This is a genomic window from Arthrobacter sp. C9C5 (genome assembly GCF_013359735.1).
Taxonomy (GTDB): Bacteria; Actinomycetota; Actinomycetes; order Actinomycetales; family Micrococcaceae; genus Arthrobacter.
In genome coordinates, this window is sequence record NZ_JABFMX010000023.1 from 31,694 (window position 1) to 52,523 (window position 20,830).

Genomic DNA, 20,830 nt, shown 5'->3' on the forward strand with positions numbered 1-20,830 from the left:
TCGTGAAATTGAGTCGTCTGGAGATAACCAATCATGCTCGAATAGCTGATTTGGACATACAAATCCGGGAACACCTGGTGATCGTCGGCGCTAACGATGTAGGTAAGTCCTCCATCCTCCGGTTGCTTCATCTCGTCCTCGGATCCTCAACCGGCCAGCTCTACCAGCATCTTTCGCCAGTTGACCTGCGAGATCCCGATCTCCCCCTCGTAGTCACCGTGACCCTGTGCGGCTTCACGGATCCAGAGCGTGGATTGTTTCATCGGGAAATTGCTGTTGACGCGTCCGACGACTCCGAATCACTCCGTATTCGGTTGGATGTCAGCCCTGACGTAGATGACACCGAAAGTATCGTCGCCACTCGGTCATTCCCCGACAGAGGCGATGAAAGCGCCCGGCTTTCACGCCAGCAAATGGCAGCCATTGGATGGCGCTACCTGCCCGCAACTCGAGGATCCGGCCCATCCCAAATGGTGGGCCCGAACAGTGCCCTGCGGATCTTGCTGGACGGCCTGGATCTGGGTGTAGAGAAGTTGTCTTTAGGATCACTGATGGACGACTTCAACACTGAACTTGGTGGAAGCAAAGTCCTCTCGGACTTGAGAAAACAAATTGCGGGCCACATGTCTAAAGCCATGCCCCACAACGTGCAGACGGAGGACCTAGTTGTTCGTTCTACTGCCGACCCTGAATCGTCCGTCCTTGAGAACGTATCCATGTTCGTCAACCGTGGCGGCAGGACTGTCCCGATCACGGAACAATCCGACGGCCTGCGCCAGTTGATGTCGATGACACTTTTCGACCTCTCCGAGGGGAGTTCCAACATGGTTGCTGTAGATGAACCGGAGCTTCATCTACATCCTTCAAGTCAACGAACAATCGCCGACTTGTTCACGAGCGGTCACAACCAGAAAATTCTCGTCACGCACTCGCCCTACATCGTGCAGCGATTCGAACCATCTCAGGTTGTAGCCATTGGAAGGGACAGTAAGGCCCATCAAGTCGCCAAACATAAGCTGTCGGCAGTAGAAAAAGTCCGTTCTCACTGGTGGTCGCCCCGTCTCCTCGAAGCGCTCACTGCTCGCTTCGTCATTGTCGTTGAGGGCGTGGCTGACCGCATCATTGTCGAAGGAGCCGCCAGCGCTCTAGATATAAGCCTTGATCGCTTAGGCGCCGTAGTGTTCGAACTTGATGGGGCGGACAAGTTCGCTCACGTCTACAAGGTCCTCGGCAAAGAAGGATTCGGCGCACACATCCTCGGGCTCGTGGACGACAAAGAGAAAAACCCATGGCTTGGTGCATTTGGTGGTCGCCCCAAGAACGTACTGGGGCGCCATGTCTGGGTCTCTAAAGAGGACCTGGAAGACGAATACGCAGCTGCTTTCGGTGGCCCAGGCCTAGCGCAAGTTCTTATTGACGCCAATATCGCCCAAGAACAGGCGCTGCTTATGTCCGGCAACGTGGAGTCGCTGGAGGATCTCACGGCGGAGACCTTGGCAGCCTACTCACGCAAGGACAAGGTGCTGACTGCGACGGCCGTAGCAAACGCCTTGACGCGCACGACGGCCCGCAAGATAACGAGCGTCACTGCACTATTGGACGAGCTGAAGAGGCTGACATCCGAATGACGGGTGCGGACGATCAGCAGCAAGTCTCAGCTTCCAGCTCGAATGTTCTAGTTATTGCCCCTCCGGGCTGTGGAAAGACCGAGCATTTGGCGGCTCGGGCTGAATCCCTGGTGAGTGAGATACTTCCGCACCAAAAGATCCTGGCATTGACCTTCTCCAATCGTGCAAAGCAGAACCTCAGCGACCGCATCAGCGCCAAGATGGGTCGCGATCAATTCCGAAAGTACGTGACCGTTAGGAACTTCCACGGGCACGCTGCAGAGATTGTCAGATCCCATGGAACTACCCTCGGTATTCCAACGTCGTTTGACATGCCGACCAAACGAACCTTGCCCGTTGCGCTTGCCGAACATGCGCGGGACGGAGACGATCCGAAGGTGGCGAATGCCCTCCTATCAAACAGCAAGCGAGCGGCCATATCGGATGAGGAGGTGATGCAGCTACTCGTTCAAGCAGGAGACCAGTTGGCTCAGAGGGTCGAGGCAGGACGAATCGATGCAGGTCAGATCCATTACGACGACCTGCTTCGACATGCACAGCGACTCCTTCAAAACCCAGTGCTTTCCAACCTGTATAAGCAGCATTATGGGGCAGTGCTCGTGGACGAGTTTCAGGACCTCTCAGTCCAACAACTCGAAATCGCCTTGAACAGCTGCGATAGTCGCCGGATCTTCGTGGGCGATCCGCTCCAGGGCATCTACAGCTGGGCTGGCGCGCAACCGACACAGGTAGAAAACCACCTAAGAGAACTTTGCGGTGAGCCCCTGCAGATGTCTACGTCGTACAGATCTTCCCCTGCCGTGCTAAACGTTCTAAATGTTGCGTCTTCAATTTTGGGGGCGGCAAATCTCACTGCAGCCAATCCAGCAGCATGGCGCGACGGCGGTGCTGCTGCAGCCCTCACCTTCGATACCGGCACAGGTGAAGCGGCCTACGTCCACGCTGCTTCAAGCGCCATCATGAAACGAGACCCCGAAGCCACCATCGGGGTAATCGTCCGCGGAGGGTGGCGGCGAAAACCCATTGATGCACACTTCCTGTCAACTACGGGCGTTGACTTCCTTAGGTGGGATCTTGCTCTCGAGGATCCCCGAATCGTCGAACTCCTCCAGCGCGCGGTCGGTTCACTTCCAACCGATACGCCGCTGGAGGGGGTCCGCGTCGCAGCGGAGAATCTGGTAGATCCGCATGATCCAGACACGCTGGGAATGATTAGGGATGCCATGGACGATCTGGAGGAATCCTGTGAGGACATGGAAACCCTGCGATCGATCGTCTCAAATCTGCAAGTCAGAGACCCACATGCTCCGATTCAGTCCGGCGTCCACCTTCTCAATGCACACACTGGCAAAGGGCAACAGTTCGACTGGGTTTTCATTCCCGGGCTTGAGGACTTTCACATTCCCAGCGGCCAGGCAAAAACGCCATCCGAGAAAGCAGAGGAGGAGCGTGTCCTGCTCGTCATGCTGTCGCGAGCCCGCCACGGAATTATTGTGTCCCGCGCCAATCAGCTCATTTCCAAAGCAGGAAGGCCTTACCCAACCCGCCAGAGTCAATGGTGGGAATCGATTGCGGAATCTTGCGCCATGTCGAAGGCTGAGCTGAAAGCGCACATTCTCCACACCGAAGTCTCAGCGTAGGCCGACGCGCCGCAGCCGACGTCGTCGCGTTTCTAGTCCCCGGCCTCGGCCTGGAGGGTGCGGGTTTCGATGGGGCGGATGGTGGCGGTGAGTTTCAAGGAAAGACCTGCTGCCCGCACGAGGATTGTTAACGAGGTAAGGGGCCGGCTCCTAGGAGCCGGCCCCTTCTGTTTTCCCTCTGCAAAAGGAAATGTGTATGGGTTTGAGTCTAGCGCTGTTCACTGCCCGGGCCACGTTGCCGGGGGCGCGGTGAGGCGGATCCGCGGCAGCCGGGCAAGCCGGTGCCTGCTGCGTAATGGCGGTCCGCCGCCGGTGGGTGAAGCGTATGCTGCCCCGTGCGGCGGACCGCCCACCATTTCCAGGTTCCGGACGGTGCGTGTGGTGGGTGGCTGGCCGGTTGCGCCGGATGGCAGGTTGGTGTCCCTGCCATCCGGACGCTTCGCGCCTAATCGGTGGCGGTGTCTTCGGCGGCGTGCTTGTCGAGGATGATCTGTTCCACGGTGCTTGCCGTGTATCCCCAGGTGGTGAGCTGGTTCAGGTAGTGGAAGTGCCGCTTCTCGGCGCTCCGCCATGAGTCTTTCTGGATGGTCTTTTCATACCCTGCGCAGATCAGGGCGATGACGGAGAACTCGGGCCGGGCGGTGGTTTTGGCGGTGTGGTCCCGCAACGGGTTCCATCCCCACCGGTCCGTATCCTCCCCCGTCTTGGCACCGATCATCTCGGTGGCAACCTTGCCGTCGTAGCCGCTGGCGGTTTCGGGGTCGTGGGTGATGGCGTGGACGGTGAAGTACTGCCAGCCCTTCGGCGCGGTCTTGCGCGACAGCAGGGTCTTCACGAACTCTCGCCTGACCTTGGTTGAACTCTCCATCTCGCGGTTATTGGCTATCAGGGTCTTCCGTTCGGCTTTCTGTTCCTCGGTCATCGGGCCTTTCTGGGCCTGCGTGCCGCCGTCGTAGCGTTCGTACTTCGGGGTGAAGCCCAGGTCCTGCCAGCCGGTGATGACAGGCTTGGCGTTGTGCTGGCCCCGGTAGTCGGTGCTGATCAGGTAGGCGTTGGCGTCCTCCTCGGTGGCCGGTTCCCCGTCGGCCCGCTTCGCGGCCGAGACGTACAGGTTCTTTTCGTTCGCGTAGTGCCCGGCGTCCTCCACGATGGTCTTGCCCTCCGCCTCGAGCTCGGCGATGAGGGCGGCGAGGGCGGCGGCGCGGTCGCGGCGGTCCCGGAGCATCTGCGCGACGTGCAGGAGCTGATCGGGTTCGTCCGCGATCACGGACTCCAATTCCTCTGTCGCGTCCTGGTCCCCTTCGAAGTCGGCCATGATGAGCGCTTCATCGATGCTGTATCCCTTGCCCAGGGCGGCGGACCCGGCGCTCGAGGACTTGGCCTTCAAAGCCCCTTCCACGGTGGTCTTGGTGCGCCCGGTCTTCTTGGCGATCGCGGCAGCGGACACGCCGATCAGGGACAGCTGGTGGTAGGCGTCGGCCTCGTCCGCTTCGGTCAGTTCGGCGCGCTGGATGTTCTCCACGACCTGGGTCACGATCCGTTCGGCTTCCTCGGGGGACTCGATGATCATCACCGGGATGCTGGCGCGTCCGGCTTCCACGGCCGCGCGGGTGCGGCGCTGTCCCATCAGGACGTGCACCACGCCGTCGTCCTTGCGGTGGGCGATCACGGGTTCCATCACGCCGTGCTCTTTGATGCTGGCAATGAAATCGGCGGTCAGGGCGGCGTCTTTGCGGACGTTGATGTCAACGGTCAGGGCGGTCGGGTCGAGCATTTCGAGGGTGGGTGTGGTGTTCATGGTGTTGCTCCTTTTGCAGAGGATTCCGGTGGGTGGGTCGGCCTAGGTGACCGGCCAGCGTCCCCTCTCCCCCCGACGCTTCTATGTCTGTCAAGCGGCTGGAATCGGGTGCTGGCGCGGACCGTGACGGGGCGGCTTAGGTGACCGGCCAGCGTCCCCTCTCCCCCCGTTGTTTTGGCTGCTGGCGAAGCTTGCGGAGCTGTGGCCGACGGAGGCCTGTCTACCCTTGGGCAAGGGGCGGGAAATTCCCGGAGGAAATCAGCGACGAAGGAGCGCCGCAGGGACATTTCCTGAGCCGCAGGCCCCGACGAAGGAGGGGCTAGACGGGCCGGAGCGGACACGTACAATCCGACAGGACAGCAGCCAAAACGTCGTAGACAGAACAGGGCCAGGGGCGGCGGAGCCCTGCGGAGCCGGCACTGGCCCCACAGCCGGCCGCGCCAGCGGACGCCCTTTCCTGGGTGAGCCCTGCGAACCCTTCCATCAGCACCCCGGGTCTTATTACTACGTCCTTGGCATCGGCGGCCGCACACCCCCGGTCCCCGGCACTGCGCGTGCGAAAATGGCGGTCCGCCGCCGCCAACCCACCGCCCAAGCCGGCCACGACGGCGGACCGCCAGCGGTGACCGCCCCGGCAACGGGACGGCCACCTGAAAGGATTAGCCGGCGAGCAGTTCGGCCAGCTCGGCAGCATCGGAAACCAGCACCGCCGCGCCTTCTTTCAGTAGCCGGTGGCATCCTGCCGAGTTGGCGCTGTGCACGCTCCCGGGGACGGCCGCGACATGCCGGGCAATGGTTTCGGCGTGGTGGGCGGTGTTCAGCGCCCCTGAGCGCCAGCGGGCTTCCACGACACAGGTCACCCCTGCGAGGGCGGCGATGATGCGGTTTCTCTGCAGGAATCGGTGCCGGGTCGGGGCGGAACCGGGCGGGAGCTCTGAGAGCGTCAGGCCGTTGCCGCGGATCGCGGCGGCGAGGTCAGCGTTACCGGAGGGGCAGTCACGGTCAAGGCCTCCGGCCAGTACCGCGAGGGTCGCCGGTCCTTCTCCCTGGCTTCCGGCCAACGCGGCCCGGTGCGCGTGCGCATCGATGCCGTAGGCAAGCCCGGAGATCACGCAGATTCCACGTTGGGCCAACCCGTATGCCATATCGCCTGTAACGGAGGCCCCGTAACTGGTGGAGTCCCGGGAACCGGTAAGGGCCACACACTTCGACGGCGCGGGGATGCCGTTGTCGATGTTGCCCCGGTACCAAAGCCCGTACGGGGCGTCGGGCAGATCGTCCAAGCCTTCAGGCCAGTGTTCATCTCCGGGGATGAGGAACCCTCCGCCCAGGCGTTCGATGGTGGCCAGGTCCTTCTCCGGGTCGACCTCCGGAACCCGTGGAGCCCACCGACTCAACGCTTCTGACAGTTCTTCGCCCGTGGCCTCCGGAAGGGCGTGTACGGGCTGCGCGCCGGTGGCAAGTCTCAACGCGGCGTACGCGCCGAGCCTGCCCACGATGGCCCGACCGACACGGTCGCCGGGTTCGAAGAGTCGGGTCAGGGCTGCGCGTGCAATGCGATCGTTCATGGTTTCTCTCATCCTTTGCTGAGGATCCGGTGGGTGGGGCGGCTTTGGTGACCGGCCAGCTTCCCCTCTCCCCCGGTTGTTTTGGCTGCTGGCGAAGCTTGCGGAGCTGTGCCCGACGGAGGCCCGTCTACCCTTGGGCAAGGGCCGGGAAATTCCCGGAGGGAATCAGCGACGCAGGAGCGCCGGAGGGAAATTCCTGGCACGCAGGCCCCGGAGTTCACGGAGGGGCTGGACGGGACGGAGCGGGTACGTACAATCCCTTGGGACAGCAGCCAAAACAAGAAAAATGCTTCTACAGCCCGAGCGAAGCGAGGACCGTTACACAGCGCCCAGCGCTGTGCACCGTCGAAGTTCGCCGGGCGCTCTCAATCGGGCTGGGGAAAGACACCAGCGTTTTGAAAAGGACACTGCTTTTCACGACATCACCGCTCCCACTCCCGCAACGGAGTCGGGTGTCAACGATGGCGTTATATGGCCGACTTTTGTGGTGCTAAATGGCAGCCTGCTGGCTGGCAAGGGCTCGTGACCGCCTGTAGAAGGTTGCTCGGGACATTCCCAGGTCCCTGGCAACCTGCGCCGCGGGCTCTCCACCTTGTACCAATCGGACAGCAGTTCGAATCTGGCTATCAGTGACCCGGCGGGGCCGGCCACCAAGACCCAGGCCCGCCTCTCTTCGCTTTTCGATGGAATCCGTGACGCGTTCGCGCTTGATCTCATGTTCCATCTGCGCGAGAGCGGCCATGATCGTGAAGAACATTGAACCCATCGGCGTTGCGGTGTCGACGTCGCCTCCGCCCAGGTTCAGCACACGCAAACCCGCACCCCTGCCGCGGAGTTCATCGGCGAAGGCGAGCATGTTTTGGGTGGATCGGCCGAGCCGGTCCAAAGTCGTGACGACGAGGGAGTCACCTTCCATGAGCGCGTCCAGTGCTTGGTCGAAGTGTGGTCGCGACGCACGCGCCCCGGAGACTCCATGGTCGGTGTACAGGTCATCGGGTCGAACGCCGGCGGCCAAGAGATCTGCTCGCTGCCGGTCCGTGGACTGCTGCCGTGTCGAAACGCGTGCATAGCCAATAAGTTTCGACATGCCTGCCTCCGAATGTGTCTCATAACTAATGATTAGTATGCCAATTCGAGCAGAGGGTTTCGAGACATAGTTATGAGAATGGACTGGCGCTGGGAAAGCCATGTGATTGCACAGGAACTAGTACCCTACGGACGCGTTGCTTTCCTCTGGACGAGACGCCTCGTATCTCATGGGTTTCGAGGCACATTTCTTGTGTAGTGTTTCGGAGTTGGGCGTCCTTGAGCGCTGCCGTGTCAAAATCGGTCAATCCGGAAGCCGAGGTCAGTCCGACGAAGTGCGGGTATAGGGCCGCGACGCTGCGGGAGGCTGTCACAGAACAGTATTGGCCGGAAAGCCTTGCCGATGTGATGGCGTCAACTTGTTCTCTGCATATTTCATCAGATGAATCATTAGGGCCGCGGCCCCGGGACGAGCAATGCCTTTGGGGTCTCTCCGGTGATCTGGCTGCCGCTGTCGGCGTGCCTGTGTGAAGGAAGTGTTAATTTTGGTGCCCTCGGCGTATGGGATCTGTTAAGACAGCCAGGTTGGGGGGTTTTTGGGTGTCCCATGGATGCAAGGGACATGGCAGCTGCCTTGGACCAGGGACGTTCACCGGGCAGGAGCTGACACATATTTGAGTACGATCCCAGCGCGAGAGCAGGCAGGACCTGGGCACCCGACAGCCACAGCCGCTTTCAGGGACTTCATCGTTGTCGATGACAGCGGAAATTTTTCCTTTCATCGTTCCGAACAGGACCTGATCCAGGCGTTCGAGTACGTCGACGAGGCACGGTGCATCATAGACCGGGAAGGCAACAACTTCCGCCTGACCCTGGACGCGAACCGCGATCTGCGTCTTGGGCGCTCATTTGGTCCGGTCGAGTTCCACTGGCTGCGCCAGGCATGGCGTGAGGCCCAGCGGATCCGTGTGCAAGAGCACCCGTTACTGCGCTTCTACCCCACGGACAGGACCGAACTCCTCGCCGGGCTGTTCGAGGTGCTGGAACTCGAAGACAGGACCGGCCCGACACCCGGACCGTGGACCGTAGTCCTGGACGACACTGAAACCCACCCGGGAAGCCTGGGCGACCTAAACCGCCAGCTCTCGGATCTGGTCCGGCTGGACAGTGTCGTAGTTCAGGATCCTTTCGGCCACAGATACCGGCCGGTAAGGCACCTCGGACACCGGTACCTGCCACGGTTTGCCGGATTCATCTGTTACGTCGAAATTCCTCCCAAGGGCAGAAAGCTGCCTCCCCCGGATACGCGCATCCCCGTCACCACCGCAAGGGCCGGGCGAACGCAATGAACCCACAGACCCCTGCGCCTCTGCACCAGACAGCCGCGGGGAAACACGAGCAGCGGCCTACCTGCGCGACCTGGCCAGGCCCGCCTGAGTCGAAATCAGAAGTGGATGCAGCAACAGGCCCAGCCCTGCCAGCTTCATCCAGCTATCAGGCCATCTTGAAGGACGCAATAAAGAACGCAGAGCGCTGGCCACGGGCAAGCAGGATTCACTGGCCGGAAATGAGCCTCAACGACGTGGTCTCGGTAAGTAGAGACGGGCACATTCTCTATGAAGGCGTGGTGGAGGATAGAACAGATGACGGAACAATCGTGTGGATTCTCCGGAAGAACGGCTACCGTCAGTTGCTGCATATCGACGACGGATTTCATCTTTCCGAAGTACAAGCATGACGCTTGCAGCAAGAGGTAACCCGGGCCGACCGCCAGTCCCGGCAAAGGGGACCGAACCCCCACCGATTCATCCCGAAGCAGTAGCGATACTGTGCGACTCAGACTGCCACTACTGCCTGGGTCCGGAAACGGACTAGAGGCTAACTGCAGTAGACCGCAGATGTTTTTCCTGCGCCCGGCACATTTTCCTTTTCGCCATGGGCCGAAAATGCGTTGCCGCTTAGCCGGCCGAGTCTTTTCGGAGCTGCCTCGCAACACTATCCGACTACGGCGAAAAACAGCCGTTTGAATGACAAGGACAGAGTTGGCTGCGTCCCTAAGCAAGATGTGCTCTGTCCGGCTGGATGGACTTCGCCGTAATTGACCAATTGGAACCCTGCGCCCAAGTTCGGCCCAGTTGGATGGTTCGTTCGCTGTGTGTCAGTGCGGGATGTTCCGGTCTTCAAGCAAGTAGCAGAACAGTCCCGGCGTTCCGGTTGCGGATGTTTGGTGTTAAGCACGGGGAGGCCGCGAAACAGCGGTTCTCGCCTTAGTTGGATCGGAGTGTGTAATGAGCGGCGAAGACGCGGGCGCTGTGCTGTTTTTCGTGTCCATGACGGCGCTGGTGATCTGGCTCGTGGTTTCCCTCATTCGTGCAACGAAGTAGCGACTGGTGGCTGTTGTGGGAGATGTCCCGGTGGCTGGAATTGGCCTGCAGGTCGGGAGATCTGATTGGTCTCGTGCCCATGGCAGGCACGGTTAGCCGACGTGGACCCAAGGGCGCTTGGTCACGTCGGGTTCGGCTTCGCGGAGTACTTCCCGGGTCACCGGCGCGATTTCCCCTTCGCCAAACGCCAGGAAGCGGAGCAGGTTGGCGACCGGGTTGCCTTCGGTCCAGCGGAAGTAGACGTGCGGCATCAGGCCCGTCACATCGCGGATGTGGAGCAGGACGGAGGCGATCGTGTTCGGGACCACGGGACCGTGGACTTCCAAGATCCGGTAGCCGTGCCGGGTGATCCCGCGGACGACGAGCTCCGTTTCAAAGTCGGAGGAGTCGTCCACGACAACTTCCAGGAAAATTGCCTGGTGGTCCAGGGGCAGGTGGCTGACCTCGATGGCGGAGGTCAGCTTGTCCCGGTAGGCCCCGGCACTTAGCCGCAGGGGTTCGTGGGCGATGAGGGCGATGGGGCCGCCCAGGTTGGAGGACATGAATTCCAAGGCCTGCCGGTCCAGACGGACGTGGGTGGCGTGCAGTTCAAACGAGCGGCGGACCCGCGACAGCAGGGAGATCACGATGATGCCCAGGATGAAGACCGACGCTATCCGGATGCCTTCGGGGCGTTCGATGATGTTGAGGACGGTGGTGTAGATGAACACGACGGCGATGATGCCGAATCCGACGGTGCGTTTGCGTTGGCGCTTGCGGCGGGCGGAGAGCGTCACGGCCACCGCCGCCGAGGTCATCAGTACCAGCACGCCGGTGGCATAGGCACCGCCCTGGGCATCGACGTCGGCGTCGAACAGCCAGGTGATCAGGAACCCGACCAGGGTGAACACCAGCACCAGCGGCCGCACGGCCCGGGCCCATCCCGGGGCCATCCCGAAGCGGGGCAGATAACGGGGCACCAGGTTCAGCAGCCCCGCCATCGCGGAGGCGCCGGCGAACCAGAGAATTGCGATGGTGCTGATGTCATAGACGGTCCCGAATCCCACGCCCAGGTATTCGTGGGCGAGGAACGCCAGGGCGCGCCCATTCGCCTGGCCACCAGGCTGGAATTCCTGCTCTGGGATCAGCACCACGGTGGTGAAGCTGCTGACCATCAGGAAGCTGCTCATGATCAGTGCCGCCGTCGTCAGCAGCTTGCGGGTGCCCGCTATGCGGCCGGCCGGGTTGTCCTCGGTATCGCCCGCGTGTCCCCGGATCTGAGGCATGACGGCCACACCCGTCTCGAACCCGGACAGACCCAGAGCAAGTTTGGGGAAGACGATCAAGGCAAAGCCGACGGCCAGCAGCGGGTTACCGTGCGAGGTGGAGATTGCCTGCCACCAGTCGTCCACGGCAACGGGGTGCGTGAAGACCTCGAAGACCGACACTGTCAAGATCACCAGGTTCAAACCCAGATACACGGCGACGAGGACGACGGCGACGCCAATGGCCTCCTTGAAACCGCGGAGGAAAACAGCACCCAGCAGCGCCAGGAGGAAGAGCGTGATCAACACGTTCTGTCCCTGCAGCCAGCCAGGGGCTATCGGGTTCTGGATCAGGTGGGCCGTGGCGTCCGCTGCTGAGAGCGTCATGGTGATCATGAAGTCTGTAGCGGCGAAACCCAGCAGGACCAGGACGAACAGCTTTCCGCCCCAGCGGGGCATGAGCCGCTCGAGCATCGCAATGGAGCCTTCACCCCGGTGGCTTTCTCCTGCCACCCGCCGGTAGACGGGCAAGGCGCCCAACAAAGTGATGGCGATTAGCACTAGAGTCGCGAGCGGCGAGATCACACCAGCGGCCAGGGCGGCAATCGCCGGCTGGTATCCGAGGGTGGAGAAATAGTCGACGCCGGTCAGGCACATGACCTGCCACCACGGGTGCTTCTTCTCCCCTGGAGATGTCAGGCCTCCCGGGCCTTGATGGAAGCCCTTAGGGTCCTGAAGGCCGAACAGCAACCAGCTCTTGAACGCATCTCCCCGCCCGGGCCGGAGTGCCGACGGGTCTGCCGGCGGTCTGCTCATTGTCGTCAAGTGGGCCTCTCCGCGCGCAGCCCGGCACCGCGTTCGCTGGAAAACCGTAGCACCATCATTAGCGCCAAGACCCGGGGACGCCCCAATCTTGACGAATCCTTAACGCTCCCTTAACGCGCAGGGAGGCATCACTGAGAGCCTCGTCGGGCGCGTTCCGGTGGATTCTTGCCGCCTAAACCGAGAGGGCGCCGGGTTGGCGTTAAGAAGGTGTCAGGATTCGACCCGGCCGCGTTAAGAATTCGTTAGGACAGACGATTCCGCTGGTTCCCGGGGGTTGACTGGGGTTGTCCCCGCAAACGGGGATCGAATGAAAGGAACATGCAATGGCCGATGTGGCTGTTATCGGAATCCTCATGGTCTCCATGGGTTTCGTGATGTGGATAGGCCACCGCCTGGCCTGGATGGTCGGCGCCGCCGATGACCGGGCGGAGGGCAACCAGTGAGCGCCGATGCTGTGATGTGGCTGATTCTGCTTCTGGCGGGGCTGAGCCTTTCCGGCTACCTGCTTGCGGCCCTGGTCCGGCCTGAGAAGTGGTGAGCGGACAATGACGTTCAACACTGCATCCTTTGTCATCCAGGTGGCGGCACTGATCCTGGTCCTCGCGGCGCTGCACAAGCCGCTGGGCATCTACCTGGCCCGCGTCTTCGAAGGCACGACCCACAGCCGGCCAGAGCGGCTGTTCTACCGGCTCGCCGGCATCGACGCCAGCGCGGACCAGACCTGGTCCGTGTACCTGCGCAGCGTTCTGGCGTTTTCCGCAGTTTCCATTCTGGCGGTGTTCGGCCTCCAGCGGCTGCAGGGCGTCCTGCCCGGCAGCGGATCCCTGCCCGGCGTGGATCCGTGGATTGCCATGAACACCGCCATCTCCTTTGTCACCAACACCAACTGGCAGACCTACGTACCGGAAACTACGATCGGCATCTTCGTCCAGATGACCCTGCTGGCGGTACAGAACTTCCTCTCCGCCGCCGTCGGCATCGTCGTCGCCGTCGCCCTCATCCGCGGCATCGCGCGCACGAAAACGGATCGCCTGGGAAACTTCTGGGCTGATCTGACCCGCACGTCCTTCCGGGTACTGCTGCCGCTCGCGTTCATCGCGGCCCTAGTAATGGTCCTCGGCGGCGTGATGCAGAACTTCTGGCCCACCGACGTCACCAACCAGGCCGCCGGGATCAGCCAGACCATCCCCGGCGGACCGGTCGCCTCACAGGAAGCCATCAAGGAGCTGGGTACCAACGGCGGCGGCTACTTCAACGCCAACTCCGCCCACCCCTTCGAGAACCCGAATGCCTTCATCAGCCTCTTCGAGGTGTTCCTGATTCTGCTCATTCCCTCGGCCCTTCCCTACGCATACGGCCGGATGGTCGGGGACCAGAAACAGGGCTACACGGTCGCCGCCGTCATGGGTACTCTCTGGCTGACCTCCATGTCCCTCATGGGCTGGGCCGTAGCGGCCGGACAAGGAAACGCGACGGCCGCTGCGGGCGGACTGGGAGAAGGCTTTGAGCAACGGCTCGGTGCGGCTCCGAGCGCCATCTTCGCCGCGTCCACCACCCTGACCTCCACGGGCGCAGTCAATGTTGCCCACGATTCCCTGCCGCCGCTGGCCGGCGGCGTTGCGATGGTCAACATGATGCTCGGCGAAGTAGCCCCCGGCGGAACCGGCTCCGGTCTCTACGGCATGCTGATCCTGTCCATCATCTCCGTCTTCATCGCAGGTCTCATGGTCGGGCGCACCCCGGAATATCTCGGCAAGAAAATCGGCCCCACCCAAATGAAGCTCGCCGCCATGTACATCCTCGTCACCCCGACGCTGGTGCTCGCGCTGGCCGGCATCACCGTGCTGCTGCCGGAGATCATGGCCAACGCGCCCTCCACGGGACCGCACCAGTTTGGCGAGGTGCTGTATGCCTTCACCTCGGGCGCCAATAACAACGGCTCCGCGTTCGGCGGCATCACCAGCTCCGGGCCCTTCCTGTCCGTCATGATAGGCCTGGCCATGCTACTGGGCCGGTTCCTACCGATCGTCCTGGTCCTCGCCCTGGCCGGATCCCTGGCCAGGCAGGGCAAGGTGCCCGCATCGGCCGGCACCGTTCCCACCCATGGCGCGCTCTTCGGTTCGCTGCTTCTCGGCGTGACCGTGATCCTGACCGCCCTGAGCTATTTCCCGGCCCTTGCCCTGGGCCCCCTCGCAGAAGGACTCCTCAAATGACCCGGTCCAGCACGGCACCAGCCACGGACACCGCCGCCGCCACCACCTTCGCCGACGGCAACCCCCTCGGCACCCCCGGCGAACACAAACACCACACCAAGGCCCCGGCGAAACTGACGCTCGCGTCCGTCGCGGCCGCCCTGCCGCTCGCGGTCCGGAAGCTATCCCCGCGCCAGATGATCCATTCACCGGTCATGTTCACCGTGCTGGTGGGAGCCGTACTCTGTACGGGGATCTGTCTGGTCCGGCCCTCGGTATTCAGCATCGCCATTACCATATGGCTCTGGCTCACCGTCCTGTTCGGAACCCTGTCCGAGTCAATCGCCGAGGGTCGAGGCAAAGCCCAGGCCGACAGCCTGCGCGCCAGCCGTCAAGGGGTCAAGGCCCGGCTCCGGCAACCCGATGGCACTACCAAGGACGTACCCGGCACGGAGCTGCGGCTCAATGACGTGGTCGTCTGTGAGGCCGGGGACGTGATCCCCTCGGATGGTGAAATCATCGAAGGCCTCGCCAGCGTCGACGAATCGACCATCACCGGCGAATCCGCCCCGGTGATCCGCGAATCCGGCGGTGACCGGTCCTCGGTCACCGGCGGCACCCGGGTTCTCTCGGACCGGATCGTTGTCCGCATCACCGCCGAACCCGGTGAGACGTTCATCGACCGGATGATCAAGCTGGTCGAGGGCGCGGTCCGCCAGAAGACCCCCAACGAAATCGCACTGCACGTGCTGCTGGTGTCCCTGACCATCATCTTCCTCGTCGTGACCATGTCCCTGGCACCGTTCGCGGCCCTGGCCGGTGCCACACCGTCCCCGATCGTGCTGGTGGCCCTGCTGGTCTGCCTGATCCCCACCACCATCGGGGCGCTGGTGCCGGCAATCGGTATTGCGGGTATGGACCGCCTGGTCCAGCACAATGTCCTCGCCACGTCCGGCCGCGCCGTGGAGACCGCCGGGGACATCACCACCCTCCTGCTGGACAAGACAGGCACCATCACCTACGGCAACCGCCGCGCCGTCAACTTCCTGCCTGCCGACGGCGTCAGCCACAGCACCCTCGCCGAGGCGGCACGGCTCTCCAGCCTGGCCGATGAAACCCCGGAAGGACGCTCCATCGCCGATCTTGCTGCGGACAAGGGCGTCACCGGACACGATCTTGCCGGGCTGCAGAATGTCACCGGCGATTTTGCCGTCATCGAATTCAGCGCCAGCACACGCATGAGCGGGCTGGACCTTGACGGAACGCAGATCCGCAAGGGCGCCGCCTCCGCGGTATCCGCCTTCGTCGCCGAGCACGGCGGCCACACCCCCGCGGAGATGGACCGGATAGTGCAGGAAATCGCCGGGCAGGGCGGCACACCACTGCTGGTGGCCCGTATAGACAAAGACGGCGAGGCCAGGGTCCTCGGAGCCATCCACCTCGCCGATGTCGTCAAACCCGGGATGAGCGCCCGCTTCGCCGAACTGCGGAAGATGGGCATCCGAACCGTGATGATCACCGGTGACAACCCCATCACTGCCAAGGCCATCGCCGCCGAGGCCGGAGTCGATGATTTCCTGGCGGAGGCCACCCCGGAGGACAAGCTGGCGGTCATCAAGAAGGAACAGGCCCAAGGGCGGCTCGTGGCTATGACCGGGGACGGAACCAACGACGCCCCTGCCCTGGCCGCGGCAGACGTCGGAGTCGCGATGAACTCCGGCACCCCGGCTGCCAAGGAAGCCGCCAACATGGTGGACCTTGACTCTGATCCGACCAAGCTCATCAACATCGTCGGCATCGGGAAGCAACTGCTCATCACCCGCGGCGCACTGACGACCTTCTCGGTAGCGAACGACGTTGCCAAGTACTTCGCGATCGTCCCGGCACTCTTCACCGCGGCGTTCCCGGGGCTCGGTCTGCTGAACATCATGGGACTCTCGACCCCGTCATCGGCAATCCTTTCTGCAGTGATCTTCAACGCCCTGATCATCATCGCCCTGGTCCCGCTGGCACTGCGCGGCGTGAAATACCGTGCCGTCTCTGCGAACCAGGCCCTTAGCCGGAACCTCTTGGTCTACGGGCTGGGCGGGCTGATCGCCCCCTTCATCGGCATCAAGATCATCGATCTGATCATTTCCCTCATTCCCGGAATCGGCTAGGAGCACGCCCTTATGAACACTCTCAGCGGCTATTTCCGCCAGGCAGGAACCGCCCTGCGCTTCCTTGTCTTTGCCACCCTGGTCCTGGGCGTGGCCTATCCGCTCGCCGTCTTCGGCGTCGGACAGCTCATCGCCCCCTACCAGGCCAATGGCTCGATCATCCGGGACGATGCCGGCGCCCCTGCCGCGTCCGCCCTGATCGCCCAGGCCGCCGCCGACGACAACGGCGTCCAGGATCCGCGCTGGTTCCATGCCCGGCCCTCGGCCGTGAGCTGGGATCCGGCGGCGTCCTCGGCCAGCAACCTCGGCCCCAACGATCCCAAGCTCCTGGAGGCAGTTGAGGCCAACCGGTCCGCCGTCTCTGCCGCGGAAGGCGTCAGCGAGTCCGAGGTTCCGGCGGACGCCGTCACGGCCAGCGGTTCCGGACTGGACCCGCACATCTCCCCGGAGTACGCCAGACTGCAGGTGGCCCGGGTGGCCGCGGCGCATGGCCTGGGCGCAGAAGCCGTGTCGTTGCTTGTGGACCGGCACACCAGCAGCGGGTTGCTGGCGTTCCTGGGTCAGCCGTCCGTCAACGTGACGGCCCTGAACCTCGCCGTGGCCGCCGCAGCGCAGCCGTAATAGCTGGCACAATTCAAGTGAGAGACTGACGGCATGGCACGTGGAACGCTGCGTATTTTCCTGGGGGCCGCGCCCGGGGTCGGTAAGACCTACGAGATGCTCGAAGAGGCGCACCGGCTGGGCAAGCGCGGCGAGGATGTTGTCGTCGCGTTTGCCCTTGATCATGGACGCAGCGAGACGCGGGCGCTGCTCGAAGGGCTCGAAGTCATTCCGCCACGGCGGCTGCCGTACCGGGGCACCGAATTTGAGGAAATGGACCTCGACGCCGTCCTTGACCGTGCCCCGGGGACGGCGGTCGTGGACGAGTACGCCCATTCCAACATTCCGGGGAGCCGCCACGCCAAGCGTTGGGAAGATGTCGAGGAACTCCTGGCCGCCGGCATTAACGTCCTCTCCACCGTCAACATTCAGCATCTCGCGTCGCTTGGGGACGTCGTCAGCGCGATCACCGAGGTCCATCAGGCCGAGACGGTGCCGGATGAGGTCGTCCGCCGGGCCGACCAGATCGATCTGGTCGACATTTCCCCCGAGCTGCTCCGCCAGCGCCTCGGCGACGGCAAGATTTATGCCCCGGAAAAGGTCGACGCCGCCCTGTCGAACTATTTCCGGCTGGGCAATCTCGCCGCACTGCGCGAGCTCGCGCTGCTGTGGCTCGCGGACCGGGTCGATGAAGGCCTGGCCAGGTACCGGGCCGATCAGGGTATCGATGTCACATGGCCCGCCCGGGAACGCATCGTGGTCGCGCTGACCGGCGGACCCGAAGGGGATGTCCTGATTCGCCGGGGTGCCAGGATCCTCAACCGCGTCAATGGCGGTGACCTCCTGGCGGTCCACGTCCGGGCCTCGGACGGTGTGGCCGGCGAATCCCCCCAGGCGCTCGAGACCCAACGACGCCTGATCCAGGACCTGGGCGGCAGCTACCACATTGTGACGGGCGAGGATCCGGCCGCAGCCTTGCTGGACTTCGCCCGCAGCGTCAACGCCACCCAGATCGTCGTCGGCATCTCCCGGCGCAAGAAGATCTCGGCGCTGCTGGGAAACCTGCTCGGCGGAGGTGTCGGCACGCGGGTGGTCCGCGATTCCGGCGACATCGACGTCCACATGGTCTCCCACCCGCTCGGCGGCCACGGCACCCGGCCGTCCCGGCAACGCGACTTGGGCCGGGTCAGGGTGGTGATCGGTTTTGGACTCGCCCTTGTCCTGCCGATACTGCTACAGCTGCTGCTGGCACTGAACCCCGATCCCAACGTGGCCACAGCAGTGCTCGTCCAGCTCAGCGGGTCCGTCGCCGTCGCACTGATTGGAGGGCTCTGGCCGGCGATCCTCGCCGCGCTCTGGAGCAGCCTGCTGGTGAACTACTTCTCCACCCCTCCGGTGGGCAACCTAACGATCAACGATCCGCAAAATGTCCTCGCCCTGTTGGTGTTTGTGGGTGTTTCGGCAGCCGTGGCCGTCGTCGTCGATTTGTCAGCCCGCCGGTCGAAGGAGGCCGCTCGTGCCCGCGCGGAAGCCACGACCCTGGGGGATCTCACCCGCGGCGCGGTCGGCTCGGAAGACCCTATAGAGGGGCTGCTGGAGCAGGCCCTGGACGTCTTCCGGGTCCGCGGGGCCGCCTTGTTCAACCTCGGTGACAGTGATGCCGGCGCAGGAACGGGAGCCAGTGGCCGACAGTGGCGGCTGCTGGCCGCCGCGGGTGAGAAGCCAGCTGCTTCCCGGGTCGATCAGGTCGAACGCGCGGAAGGCGACAACGTCGAAGAAATCGACCCCTCCACCCGCCTTGTGCTGTTCGGACGCATTCTGCCCGCGAGCGACCGGCGCCTGCTGGGGGCCTTCGGTGTCCATCTGGCCGCGCAGCTCGAACGCCAGCAGCTGGTGGCAAGCAGACGGGATATGATGCGCCTGGCCGAAAGCAACACCATGCGCGCGTCCATCCTCCGGGCAGTCTCCCACGACCTCCGCACACCCCTGGCCGGAATCAAGCTAGCCGTCGGCGGCCTCCTCCAGGAAGGAAACCGCTACACCCCGGAGCAGGAAAGGGAACTGCTGGAAACCATCGATGAATGTTCGGACCGGCTGGATCTGCTGGTCGGCAATCTGCTGGACATGTCCCGGATCACTTCGGATTCAGTCAATCCCCTGCTCAGGCCGGTGCGCTGGCACGAGGTGATCCCGGCCGCGCTCCACGGTGTCCCCGCAGGAAAGGTCCGGGTCGACCTGCCCCCCAATATGCCGGAGATTGACGCCGACCCCGGCATGCTGGAGCGTGTGATTGCAAACATCGTCGAAAACGCCGTGAAGTACGCGCCCGATTCGGACATCGTCATCGTCGGTGCCGCCGGCGGGTTTAGTTCCACCACACTGGGAGGCCACCCCGCCGGAGAACTGCGGATCATCGATCACGGCCACGGCGTCCCGGCAGAACGTGTCGTCGAAATGTTCCGGCCCTTCCAGAGACTGGACGACATTCCACAGACCACGGGCGTCGGACTCGGACTGGCCGTGGCGAAAGGCTTCACGGAGACCATGGGCGGGACCCTGACAGCAGAACAGACCCCCGGAGGGGGACTGACCATGGTAATCCGGCTTCCCCTCTCGACCGGCACCGCGCCAGAAGGACACGTCCGTCAGTCGCCCCTGGAACCGCAATCTTTCCTGACCGGACGGATCCATGCGCGGCCGCTCACACCGCCCGCCCCGGGCGCACCATGACTGCCGTACTTGTGGTCGATGACGCCCCTGACCTGCTCAAAGTCCTCAAAATCACATTGCAAGCTCACGGCTACGACGTCACCACCGCGGCCGATGGCCACACCGCGCTCCTCGCCGCGTCCCAGCAACCCTTCGCCGTCATCATCCTGGACCTGGGCCTGCCCGACATGGACGGAACGACCGTCATCCGGGAACTCCGCACCGCAAGCCGGGTACCAATCCTGGTCCTCTCGGCCCGCCACAGCTCCGATGACAAAGTCGAAGCTCTGGACGCCGGGGCCGACGACTACATCACCAAACCCTTCGGCCCGGACGAACTCCTGGCACGACTGCGTGCCCTTCTGCGCCGGACCACGGACCCCGAACAGGAACCCGTCGTCGTCACGCAGGATTTCACAGTGGACTTAGCCAAACACCGCGTCGTCAGGGACCGCAACGAGGTCCGGCTGACGCCTACGGAGTGGAGCGTCCTGGAACTGCTCGTACGCAACCCCGAAAAACTCCTCACCCAGCAGCAAATCCTGTCCGAAGTCTGGGGACCGGCCTACGCCAAGGATGCCAACTACCTCCGCGTGTATATGGCCCAGCTCCGGCGAAAACTAGAACCAGACACCGCAAACCCGCGCTACCTCCTCACCGTGGCCGGTCTCGGCTATCGCTTCCAGCCCTGAGCAGGGACGGCGGAAATAACCCGGTCCGGGGTAAGCGGCCGCCGGGAACAGCAGGAGTCACGACGGCCCACGGAAGCCCGCCAAAGACCTGGGCAGCAAGTCCGACTCAGCTCCTTACCGGCCAACTGCCGACGGCCGCAGCCACCGCCGCCGTCATTGTCCCCAGCCCATCGCCCTGGTCCGATCAGCCTACTTGGGTGCGGGCTCTGCGGGCCGGGCCGGGCTTTGCTTCCAAAAGAATTCGCGGGCGACTGGAGATGCGTCGCAGCGGCCCAGAAGGAGGTAGCGCAGGTGGACAGCCTTTTCCTCCGGGTGCCGCGGACCGGTGTGAAGAAAGTGTAAATTTCGGTGCCCCTTGCGTATGG

At 63.3% G+C, this 20,830-nt stretch carries 14 protein-coding genes; 10 read left to right on the forward strand and 4 right to left on the reverse strand.

All coding sequences use genetic code 11. The annotated features are described in order from the left end of the window. Window positions 1-2 precede the first annotated feature (2 nt). Entirely contained in the window at window positions 3-1,628 is a 1,626-nt protein-coding gene (locus tag HNO80_RS15935; protein ID WP_175323829.1) for an ATP-dependent nuclease, read from the forward strand. Further along, window positions 1,625-3,268 carry a UvrD-helicase domain-containing protein gene (locus HNO80_RS15940; RefSeq protein WP_175323830.1) on the forward strand — a complete coding sequence of 548 codons (1,644 nt, stop codon included), beginning with the start codon at window positions 1,625-1,627 and terminating at the stop codon, window positions 3,266-3,268. The genes HNO80_RS15935 and HNO80_RS15940 overlap by 4 nt, the downstream gene beginning before the upstream one ends. A gap of 445 nt (window positions 3,269-3,713) precedes the next feature. On the opposite strand, the gene HNO80_RS15945 is transcribed toward HNO80_RS15940, so the two are convergent. From HNO80_RS15945 to HNO80_RS15955, 3 genes are all read right to left on the reverse strand, one after another. Then, window positions 3,714-5,066, reverse strand: coding sequence for a ParB/RepB/Spo0J family partition protein (locus HNO80_RS15945; protein ID WP_175323831.1), 1,353 nt, complete (start codon window positions 5,064-5,066; stop codon window positions 3,714-3,716). Window positions 5,067-5,725: 659 nt separating this feature from the next. Further along, a complete protein-coding gene (gene dprA, locus HNO80_RS15950; RefSeq protein WP_175323832.1) occupies window positions 5,726-6,634 on the reverse strand; it encodes a DNA-processing protein DprA in 909 nt (302 codons plus the stop codon). A 490-nt stretch (window positions 6,635-7,124) separates the two neighbouring features. Continuing rightward, window positions 7,125-7,721: a recombinase family protein gene (locus HNO80_RS15955; protein WP_175323833.1), complete on the reverse strand. Its 597-nt coding sequence runs from the start codon at window positions 7,719-7,721 to the stop codon at window positions 7,125-7,127. A gap of 613 nt (window positions 7,722-8,334) precedes the next feature. On the opposite strand from HNO80_RS15955, the gene HNO80_RS15960 reads away from it, so the two are divergent. Together HNO80_RS15960 and HNO80_RS15965 are read left to right on the forward strand one after the other, a co-directional pair. Continuing rightward, window positions 8,335-9,009 carry a hypothetical protein gene (locus HNO80_RS15960; protein WP_175323834.1) on the forward strand — a complete coding sequence of 225 codons (675 nt, stop codon included), beginning with the start codon at window positions 8,335-8,337 and terminating at the stop codon, window positions 9,007-9,009. Window positions 9,010-9,110: 101 nt separating this feature from the next. Next, on the forward strand, window positions 9,111-9,398 hold the full coding sequence (locus HNO80_RS15965) for a hypothetical protein (RefSeq protein ID WP_175323835.1): 288 nt from the start codon (window positions 9,111-9,113) through the stop codon (window positions 9,396-9,398). Between the two features lie 738 nt (window positions 9,399-10,136). Here HNO80_RS15965 and HNO80_RS15970 read toward each other — a convergent pair. Further along, the gene (locus tag HNO80_RS15970; protein ID WP_175323836.1) at window positions 10,137-12,113 is read right to left on the reverse strand and encodes an APC family permease; all 1,977 of its coding nucleotides are present in this window, start codon (window positions 12,111-12,113) and stop codon (window positions 10,137-10,139) included. Window positions 12,114-12,552: 439 nt separating this feature from the next. On the opposite strand from HNO80_RS15970, the gene HNO80_RS15975 reads away from it, so the two are divergent. Genes HNO80_RS15975 through HNO80_RS16000 form a run of 6 tightly spaced genes read left to right on the forward strand, consistent with a single transcriptional unit; the run spans window position 12,553 to window position 20,465 of the window. Beyond that, window positions 12,553-12,651, forward strand: coding sequence for a potassium-transporting ATPase subunit F (locus HNO80_RS15975; RefSeq protein ID WP_175323837.1), 99 nt, complete (start codon window positions 12,553-12,555; stop codon window positions 12,649-12,651). A gap of 7 nt (window positions 12,652-12,658) precedes the next feature. Then, window positions 12,659-14,326 (forward strand): potassium-transporting ATPase subunit KdpA, encoded by a 1,668-nt coding sequence (gene kdpA / locus HNO80_RS15980; RefSeq protein ID WP_175323838.1) that lies wholly within the window; start codon window positions 12,659-12,661, stop codon window positions 14,324-14,326. Then, window positions 14,323-16,464, forward strand: coding sequence for a potassium-transporting ATPase subunit KdpB (gene kdpB, locus HNO80_RS15985; protein ID WP_175323839.1), 2,142 nt, complete (start codon window positions 14,323-14,325; stop codon window positions 16,462-16,464). The genes kdpA and kdpB overlap by 4 nt, the downstream gene beginning before the upstream one ends. Before the next feature lie 12 nt (window positions 16,465-16,476). Beyond that, entirely contained in the window at window positions 16,477-17,085 is a 609-nt protein-coding gene (gene kdpC, locus HNO80_RS15990; protein ID WP_175323840.1) for a potassium-transporting ATPase subunit KdpC, read from the forward strand. A 33-nt stretch (window positions 17,086-17,118) separates the two neighbouring features. Further along, complete coding sequence (locus HNO80_RS15995; protein ID WP_175323841.1) at window positions 17,119-19,794, forward strand: DUF4118 domain-containing protein; 2,676 nt, start codon at window positions 17,119-17,121, stop codon at window positions 19,792-19,794. Continuing rightward, on the forward strand, window positions 19,791-20,465 hold the full coding sequence (locus HNO80_RS16000; protein ID WP_175323842.1) for a response regulator: 675 nt from the start codon (window positions 19,791-19,793) through the stop codon (window positions 20,463-20,465). Before HNO80_RS15995 ends, HNO80_RS16000 begins: the two co-directional genes overlap by 4 nt. Window positions 20,466-20,830: the final 365 nt, after the last annotated feature.